Below are 7,970 nucleotides of genomic sequence, written 5' to 3'. Positions count from 1 at the left end.
CGGGAGTTTTGAAACTTTAGGTTCAAAACTAAATCATGGAACTTCGAAGAAGTTCGCTGATGTCCGTACTCACCCAAGGAAAGTCTCAACGAAGATTTGATCTTAATCGGACTCTCCTTTTTGGAGAGTTTTTTGGTTTGGGTCTTATTTTCCAAAAGGGGTGAAAAATGGTATAATAAGTACGATATTGTACAGAAAAGAGAAATGTTATGCCAAATTATGCCATTATTTTAGCAGCGGGGAAAGGTACCCGTATGAAATCAGATCTGCCCAAGGTTCTTCACAAGGTTGCTGGGATCTCTATGTTGGAGCATGTCTTCCGTAGTGTTGGAGCTATCTCACCTGAGAAGACGGTAACGGTTGTGGGCCACAAGGCGGAATTGGTGGAGCAAGTATTAGCTGGACAAACAGAGTTTGTCAAACAAACCGAACAATTGGGAACTGGACATGCGGTCATGATGGCAGAGCCAGTCTTGGAAGGTCTTGAAGGGCATACTCTTGTCATCGCAGGTGATACTCCTTTGATTACGGGTGAAAGTCTCAAACACTTGATTGACTTTCATATCAACCACAAAAATGTGGCAACCATTTTGACAGCAGAAGCAGCTAATCCGTTTGGCTATGGTCGGATTGTCCGTAATGACAATGCGGAAGTACTTCGAATCGTCGAGCAAAAGGATGCGACAGATTTTGAAAAGCAAATCAAGGAAATCAATACAGGGACGTATGTTTTTGACAATGCACGCCTCTTTGAAGCTTTGAAAAATATCAACACAAACAATGCCCAAGGTGAATACTATATTACGGATGTCATCGGTATTTTCCGTGAGGCTGGTGAAAAAGTCGGGGCCTATACGCTCAAAGATTTTGATGAAAGTCTCGGGGTTAACGACCGCGTGGCCCTTGCAACAGCAGAAGGCATCATGCGTCGTCGCATTAACCAAGCCCACATGGTCAATGGAGTGAGCTTCGTTAATCCAGATGCGGCCTATATCGATGTCGATGTTGAGATCGCACCAGAAGTGCAAATCGAAGCCAATGTTACCCTAAAAGGGCACACAAAAATTGGGGATGAGACAGTTTTAACCAATGGTACCTATATTGTGGATAGTGAAATTGGGGCAGGTGCTGTCATCACTAACTCTATGATTGAAGAGAGCACGGTAGCTGATGGCGTAACGGTAGGACCATATGCTCATATTCGTCCAGGTTCTAGCCTCGCCAAAGATGTCCATATTGGAAACTTTGTCGAAGTCAAAGGTTCGTCTATTGGCGAAAATACCAAAGCTGGTCATTTGACTTACATCGGTAACTGCCAAGTCGGCAGCAACGTCAACTTTGGTGCAGGAACCATCACGGTGAATTATGATGGTCAACACAAGTTTAAAACAACGATTGGAAACAATGTCTTTGTCGGCTCCAATTCGACGATTATTGCGCCAGTTGAATTAGGCGACAATTCCTTAGTCGGTGCTGGATCAACCATTACCAAGGATGTACCAGCTGATGCGATTGCGATTGGTCGTGGCCGTCAAGTGAATAAAGAAGAGTATGCCCTTCGCTTGCCACACCATCCTAAAAATAAATAGGAGATTCTCATGCAATTTGAAGAAAAAACCATTGAGCGCAAGGAGATTTATCAGGGACCTATTTTCCAAGTGGTCACTGATCAAGTAGAACTACCCGCTGGAAAAGGCCAAGCGCAGCGTGATTTAATCTTCCATAACGGAGCAGTAGCGGTTTTGCCGATCACAGAAGATGGAAAGACGATCTTGGTCAAGCAGTACCGCAAGGCGATTGAACGGACCTCGGTGGAGATTCCAGCAGGGAAGTTAGAAAAGGGAGAAAATGCAGACCCTAAAGCGGCTGCTCTGCGCGAATTGGAAGAAGAAATTGGTTACACAGCGGATCTAGAGTTGTTGTATGATTTTTATTCAGCCATTGGATTTTGTAATGAGCGGATCAAACTTTATGGTGCGACCAACTTGAAAAAGGTGGAAAATCCACGTCCACAAGATGCGGATGAGACCTTGGAGTTATTAGAAGTGACCTTGAAGGAAGCGAAAGATTTGATCCAAGCTGGTGAAATCTGTGATGCCAAGACCATCATGGCGATCCAATATTGGGACTTAATCAATAAATAGAGGAGGATCCGATGGGAAAACCTTTATTAACCGATGAAATGATTGAACGAGCAAGGCGAGGGGAGGACATCACCGGTCCTAAAATGGTCGATGCGGAAGAGACGAAAATTATTCGGACAGACCACAGAGGATTTGGCTATGAACGTCCTATGAGAGAGAGTCGTAGGGAACGTCCACAAGAGCGTTATTCTCAGGATACTGTGCAGATCCAAGTGGAGCCCACAGTGACCAAGAGTCGTCGCATTGAAGAACGCAAACAAAGTGTGGTCCAATCCAAACTCAATAAGATTTTGTTCTGGATCATTGTGCTCCTCATTGCCTTGATCATTGCTATTTGGCGTTTATAAGGTCGTCACAAGGAGAGAAACGACATGAAAATTGGAATTATCGCAGCCATGCCCCAGGAGTTGAAGATCCTGGTTGAAGCCCTTGAAAATGGGGAAAAGCATCTGCGTCTTGGAAAAGTCTACTATACAGGATCGATTGGTCGCCATGAGGTCGTTTTGGTGGAAAGTGGTATTGGAAAAGTCATGTCTGCTATGAGTGTAGCAGTCTTGGCCAATGATTTTAAAGTGGAAGCCATTATCAACACGGGTTCTGCAGGTGCCGTTGCCCCAGGAATGGCTGTTGGGGATATCGTCCTTGCGGACAAATTGGCCTATCATGATGTGGATGTGACAGCCTTTGGTTACAAGTATGGTCAAATGGCAGGTCAACCACTTTACTTTGAATCCAGTCGCTATTTCGTATCAGAAATGAAAAAAGTACTGGAAGAAGAAGCTACTGCAACGCACGTAGGTCTCATTACGACTGGAGATAGCTTTATCGCGAGTGAGGAAAAAGTCGCAAGGATTCGGGAGCATTTCCCAGAAGTTTTGGCAGTTGAGATGGAAGGGGCAGCCATTGCTCAGGCCGCTCATGCAGCTGGGCGTCCCTTCATGGTTATTCGGGCTATGAGTGATACGGCCGATCACGAAGCCAATATCTCTTTTGATGAATTTATCATTCAGGCTGGCGAGCGCTCTGCTCAAACCTTGATTACTTTCTTGAAGAGATTGGTGTAGAAAAAATATAGGGAGATGGAACATGTATCGTGAATCGTATTTTGATGGAGGCCTATTTTCCTATATTGGCCATGTTTTATTAGCAACCTTCATTACGGTATTTACTTTTGGTATTTGTGCTCCTTGGGGCATGTGCATACTGTATAACTGGAAGATCAAGCATACCGTGATTGATGGTCGTCGTCAGTACTTTGACGGCACAGCCATGCAGTTGTTTGGAAATTGGATTAAATGGTGGTTCTTTACCATCATTACATTTGGAATCTATGTGTTCTGGTTAAATATCAAGGTTACCCAATGGGTTACCAAACATACTCATTTTATAGACTAATCGAAAAGGACTTGTCCAAGGACGAGTCCTTTTTGTGAAGCCATTTCTTTAACCTCTATCGGTCCTTCATGCTATAATAGATTTTAGTAACGTAAAGGAGAAGTTATGGTCTTATCAAAAAAACGAGCACGTCATGTGATTGAAGAAATTATTGCCCTCTTTCCAGATGCCAAGCCAAGTCTGGATTTTCGCAACCATTTTGAATTATTAGTAGCGGTGATGCTATCTGCTCAAACGACAGATGCGGCAGTTAATAAGGCAACACCAGCTTTGTTTGCGGCTTTTCCAACCCCACAAGCCATGGCAGCAGCTAGTGAAGCAGCTATCGCTAAGCACATTTCCAAATTAGGCCTCTATCGAAATAAGGCCAAATTTCTCAAAAAATGTGCCCAACAATTGCTAGACAACTTTGATGGGCAGGTGCCTCAGACTCGTGAAGAGTTAGAAAGCCTGGCAGGAGTAGGACGTAAGACAGCAAATGTCGTCATGAGTGTAGGATTTGGGATTCCAGCCTTTGCTGTCGATACGCATGTGGAGCGCATCTGCAAGCACCATGACATCGTCAAGAAATCCGCAACCCCATTAGAAGTGGAAAAACGGGTCATGGACGTACTGCCTCCTGAACGCTGGTTACCAGCTCATCAGGCCATGATCTATTTTGGACGGGCTATTTGCCATCCTAAAAATCCAGAATGTGATCAGTACCCACAGCTCTATCATTTTGATTAAAGAGGAGATCCTCCGCACAGACCAGCGGGGGTCTTTTTTTACGTAAACGTATATTTATTAAAAGGATTGAAAGATGAAATTTTGCAAATCTGTGGTGGTAGGCGCCTAGACTCGCCTATCTAGCTTCTTTGAGATCGATTTCAAGATGCTTTTTCTTGACATCTTATTATATTCATTCAGAAATAGCGAACTTTTTAAAATAAATTTGGTTTTTTTTTAGAAATAGTGTATAATGATAGAAAATCTAACATAAGGAGATAGTGATGAAAGCAAAAAAACTGTTAGCTCTTGCAGGAGTTTCTGTTGCAGGTGCCTTTCTTTTAGCAGCATGTAGCGGTGGTAGTAGCAATCAAGCAACCTACTCATTTGTCTATTCAGCCGACCCAAATACCTTGGATTATATCGCTGCAACTCGTACAACAACTTCAGATATCACAAGTAACCTAGTCGATGGTCTTCTTGAAAATGACCGATACGGAAACTTTGTACCAAGTCTAGCAGAAGATTGGACTGTCTCTGAAGATGGATTAACCTATACTTACAAACTTCGTAAGGATGCCAAATGGTATACGAGCGAAGGAGAAGAATATGGGGCTGTTACGGCTCAAGACTTTGTGACAGGGATCAAACACGCTGTTGAATCGAAATCAGAAGGTCTCTTCTTGATTCAAAATTCGATCAAAGGTTTGGATGCCTATGTAAAAGGGGAAACCAAAGACTTTAATACAGTTGGGGTTAAAGCCTTAGATGACTACACCATCCAATATACTTTGGTCCGTCCAGAAAGCTTCTGGAACTCAAAAACAACCTCTGGTGTTCTTTTCCCGGTCAACGCTGATTTCTTGAAATCTCAAGGAAAAGACTTTGGTTCTTTGAAACCTAGCAGCATCTTATACAATGGTCCATTCTACTTGAAATCTTTGACCTCAAAATCTGAAATTGAATTAGTCAAGAACAAAGATTATTATGATGCGGAAAATGTCCATATTGATAATGTCAAATTGACCTTTAATGACGGATCAAACCCAGATGCAATCATTAAGAACTTTGAAAAAGGTCAATATTCCTTTGCATCTGTTATGCCAAATAGCTCAACGTATAAGAGCGTCAAGAAAAACTTTGGCGACAACATTGTCTATGGTTTGCAGTTGGGAACATCCTACTATCTTGGATTCAACTTGGACCGTCAGAAGTATGATCATACCGCTAAAACAACAGACGAACAAAAGGCCTCTACCAAGAAAGCAATCTTGAACAAGGACTTCCGTCAAGCAGTGAACTTCGCCTTTGACCGCAAATCCTATGCGGCACAAGTCTCAGGTTCTGATGCGGCTGAGAAGACCCTTCGGAGTACCTTGGTGCCACCAACTTATGTCCAAGTCAATGGAGAAGATTTTGGTAAAGTCGTTGAAAAACAATTGGTCACTTATGGCGATCAATGGAAGGATGTAAGCTTGGACGACGGTCAAACAAGCCTCTACAATCCTGAAAAAGCTAAAGCTTCATTTGCGAAAGCCAAAGTTGAATTGCAAAAACAAGGGGTTCAATTCCCAATTCATTTGGACTACATTGTCAGCCAAGTGGACAATAGTATGGTCCAACAAGCAAGCTCCTTCAAACAATCTGTAGAGTCAGCGCTTGGTGCAGATAATGTCGTTGTAGATCTTCAAAAGGTATCGGATGACGATTTCCAAAATATTACCTACTTCAGTGATACAGCTGCTGCGAGAGATTACGATATCTCAGGCGGTGGTTGGGCCCCTGACTACCAAGACCCATCGACTTACCTCGAAAGTATCAGCCCTGTAAATGGTTCTGTCTTCTACTACCTTGGTATTGATGCTGGTTCAAACAACCCTGCGATTGCAGCAGTTGGTTTGGATCAATACGCCAACATGTTGAAAGACGCAGATGCTGAGTTGTTGGATCAAGCAAAACGCTATGAAAAATATGCAGCGGCGCAAGCTTGGCTGACAGATAGCGCTATTACGCTTCCAACTGTTTCAAACGGTGGTGCTCCAATGCTCCAACGTACTGTGCCATACAGCCGTGCTGCTTCATGGGTTGGTACAAAAGGAACAGGAACATTCTACAAATACCTTGAAATGTCCAAAGATGTTGTTACTGCAAAAGACTTTAACAAGGCCAAAGAAGATTGGTTGAAGAAAAAAGCAGAATCCAATAAAAAAGCTCAAGAAGATCTCAAAGATCATATTGAGAAGAAAAAATAAAATTGATCTTTCATTGAAGATGAGCAAAAAAAGCCGGCCCCTGTAAGAAGGGTTCGGCTTTTTTAGGTTTCGAATGTTAGTTTGTCTCATTCTTTAAGATGAAAGATAAATCAATCACCCGCTATTGAACTGGACTCAAAAAAATAGATTTTTGGGTATAGCTCATAGACGGGTGATGATCATTCTATTCACTAAATCTTAAAAAATAGCCATCTGGGTCTAAAACTGCAAATTCATGGGGATAGATATATTGTTCACCAACACGAAATTTTCTTTTAATTAATGGGCGATGAATAGGATAGTTGGCTTCTAACAATTTCCGATAGAGCCTAGGGACATCCTCTATACCAAAGGAGATGTTAATTCCTTGGCCAAATGGGTAGCTCAGTTCAGCTAATTCTTTATCTGTCCCCTCCTCTAGCATTAGCTGGCAATCTTCGAGAGAAAGGAAAAGGAAGTTCTCTTCTGGTCGCCCGTATTCGATGGTAAAACCCAGTAAATCACAGTAGAAGGAACGGGACTGCTCTAAATTCGATACAATAAACTCGGGAATAACTGCATTGAAATTCATAAAGACCATCCTTACAAATCAATTTCTAATACAATTGGTGTATGGTCTTGGCGAGCGCCTGAGTCAATCATATCTGACTTGGTAACTTTGTCTGCCACACGGTTACTTGTGAGCCAGTAGTCGATTCTCCAGCCTGTGTTGTTGATTTTTGATGTCTTGCTACGTTGTGCCCACCAAGTGTAGCGTTCTGGGACATCACCATGGACATGGCGGAAGGTATCTGTAAATCCTTTGGCCAAAAGATTTGTAAATCCTTCACGTTCTTCGTCTGTGAAACCTGGTGAACGACGGTTGCTGGCTGGATTAGCAAGGTCGATTTCCTTGTGGGCAACGTTGTAGTCACCTGTAGCAAGGACAGGTTTTTGCTTATCAAGTTCAGCCAAGTACTCCGCATACTTAACGTCCCAAATTTGACGTTCTTCCAAACGTTTGAGTCCATCACCAGCGTTAGGTGTGTAGACCTGAGTCACGAAAAATTCATCAAATTCCAAAGTAATGATCCGACCTTCCAAGTCCATGGTCGAAGGAGCTCCGATTTCTGGGAAAGTCACAACTGGTGTGAGCTCTTTTTTATAGAGGAACATGGTTCCAGCGTAGCCTTTACGAGCCGGTTCTTGAGAAGAGCGCCAGGTGTTTTCGTAGCCAGGGAAGAGCTCCTCAAGGATTTCGAGGTGTTTTTTAGTAGGACCTTTGGCGGATAACTTGGTTTCTTGAATGGCAATGATATCTGCATCCTCAGAAACCAAGGTTTGGAGGACTTCTTGAGAGAGTTTGGCGCGTGCTGAATCACTAGTTAATGCAGCATTAAGCGAGTCGATATTCCATGAAATGAGTTTCATTGTATTTCCTTTTCTTGACATGATAGATAATTTTATTATAACAAAAAATATATTTTTTTCT

The 7,970-nt window shown here is 42.7% G+C and carries 9 protein-coding genes; 7 read left to right on the top strand and 2 right to left on the bottom strand.

From position 1 onward, the window contains the following. Positions 1-209 precede the first annotated feature (209 nt). From glmU to HMPREF2917_RS05830, 7 genes are all read left to right on the top strand, one after another. Positions 210-1,589, top strand: coding sequence for a bifunctional UDP-N-acetylglucosamine diphosphorylase/glucosamine-1-phosphate N-acetyltransferase GlmU (gene glmU / locus HMPREF2917_RS05860; protein WP_070589515.1), 1,380 nt, complete (start codon positions 210-212; stop codon positions 1,587-1,589). A gap of 9 nt (positions 1,590-1,598) precedes the next feature. Next, positions 1,599-2,144, top strand: a complete 546-nt coding sequence (locus HMPREF2917_RS05855) for an NUDIX hydrolase (RefSeq protein WP_070589513.1) — start codon at positions 1,599-1,601, stop codon at positions 2,142-2,144. Between the two features lie 11 nt (positions 2,145-2,155). Then, on the top strand, positions 2,156-2,491 hold the full coding sequence (macP, locus tag HMPREF2917_RS05850; RefSeq protein ID WP_070589511.1) for a cell wall synthase accessory phosphoprotein MacP: 336 nt from the start codon (positions 2,156-2,158) through the stop codon (positions 2,489-2,491). Between the two features lie 24 nt (positions 2,492-2,515). Continuing rightward, positions 2,516-3,208 (top strand): 5'-methylthioadenosine/adenosylhomocysteine nucleosidase, encoded by a 693-nt coding sequence (locus tag HMPREF2917_RS05845; RefSeq protein WP_070589509.1) that lies wholly within the window; start codon positions 2,516-2,518, stop codon positions 3,206-3,208. Positions 3,209-3,230: 22 nt separating this feature from the next. Next, positions 3,231-3,539: a YjgN family protein gene (locus tag HMPREF2917_RS05840; RefSeq protein ID WP_070589507.1), complete on the top strand. Its 309-nt coding sequence runs from the start codon at positions 3,231-3,233 to the stop codon at positions 3,537-3,539. A 105-nt stretch (positions 3,540-3,644) separates the two neighbouring features. Continuing rightward, the gene (nth, locus tag HMPREF2917_RS05835) at positions 3,645-4,268 is read left to right on the top strand and encodes an endonuclease III (RefSeq protein WP_070589506.1); all 624 of its coding nucleotides are present in this window, start codon (positions 3,645-3,647) and stop codon (positions 4,266-4,268) included. Between the two features lie 263 nt (positions 4,269-4,531). Next, positions 4,532-6,499: a peptide ABC transporter substrate-binding protein gene (locus tag HMPREF2917_RS05830; RefSeq protein ID WP_070589503.1), complete on the top strand. Its 1,968-nt coding sequence runs from the start codon at positions 4,532-4,534 to the stop codon at positions 6,497-6,499. Positions 6,500-6,683: 184 nt separating this feature from the next. On the opposite strand, the gene HMPREF2917_RS05825 is transcribed toward HMPREF2917_RS05830, so the two are convergent. Both HMPREF2917_RS05825 and HMPREF2917_RS05820 read right to left on the bottom strand, forming a co-directional pair. Continuing rightward, positions 6,684-7,070 (bottom strand): bleomycin resistance protein, encoded by a 387-nt coding sequence (locus HMPREF2917_RS05825; RefSeq protein ID WP_070589735.1) that lies wholly within the window; start codon positions 7,068-7,070, stop codon positions 6,684-6,686. 11 nt (positions 7,071-7,081) lie between these two features. Next, positions 7,082-7,909, bottom strand: a complete 828-nt coding sequence (locus tag HMPREF2917_RS05820) for an exodeoxyribonuclease III (RefSeq protein ID WP_070589500.1) — start codon at positions 7,907-7,909, stop codon at positions 7,082-7,084. Positions 7,910-7,970: the final 61 nt, after the last annotated feature.

The organism is Streptococcus sp. HMSC061E03, assembly GCF_001813505.1.
GTDB lineage: Bacteria > Bacillota > Bacilli > Lactobacillales > Streptococcaceae > Streptococcus.
The sequence above is the reverse complement of the archived record's forward strand: the minus strand, read 5'-3'. Positions and strand labels throughout refer to the sequence as shown.

Bases quoted from the DNA above. Each gene is read 5' to 3' on its own strand.
- nth (WP_070589506.1), top strand. From the start codon at position 3,645: ATGGTCTTATCAAAAAAACGAGCACGTCATGTGATTGAAGAAATTATT.
- HMPREF2917_RS05855 (WP_070589513.1), top strand. From the start codon at position 1,599: ATGCAATTTGAAGAAAAAACCATTGAGCGCAAGGAGATTTATCAGGGA.
- HMPREF2917_RS05820 (WP_070589500.1), bottom strand. From the start codon at position 7,909: ATGAAACTCATTTCATGGAATATCGACTCGCTTAATGCTGCATTAACT.
- macP (WP_070589511.1), top strand. From the start codon at position 2,156: ATGGGAAAACCTTTATTAACCGATGAAATGATTGAACGAGCAAGGCGA.
- glmU (WP_070589515.1), top strand. From the start codon at position 210: ATGCCAAATTATGCCATTATTTTAGCAGCGGGGAAAGGTACCCGTATG.
- HMPREF2917_RS05830 (WP_070589503.1), top strand. From the start codon at position 4,532: ATGAAAGCAAAAAAACTGTTAGCTCTTGCAGGAGTTTCTGTTGCAGGT.
- HMPREF2917_RS05840 (WP_070589507.1), top strand. From the start codon at position 3,231: ATGTATCGTGAATCGTATTTTGATGGAGGCCTATTTTCCTATATTGGC.
- HMPREF2917_RS05825 (WP_070589735.1), bottom strand. From the start codon at position 7,070: ATGAATTTCAATGCAGTTATTCCCGAGTTTATTGTATCGAATTTAGAG.
- HMPREF2917_RS05845 (WP_070589509.1), top strand. From the start codon at position 2,516: ATGAAAATTGGAATTATCGCAGCCATGCCCCAGGAGTTGAAGATCCTG.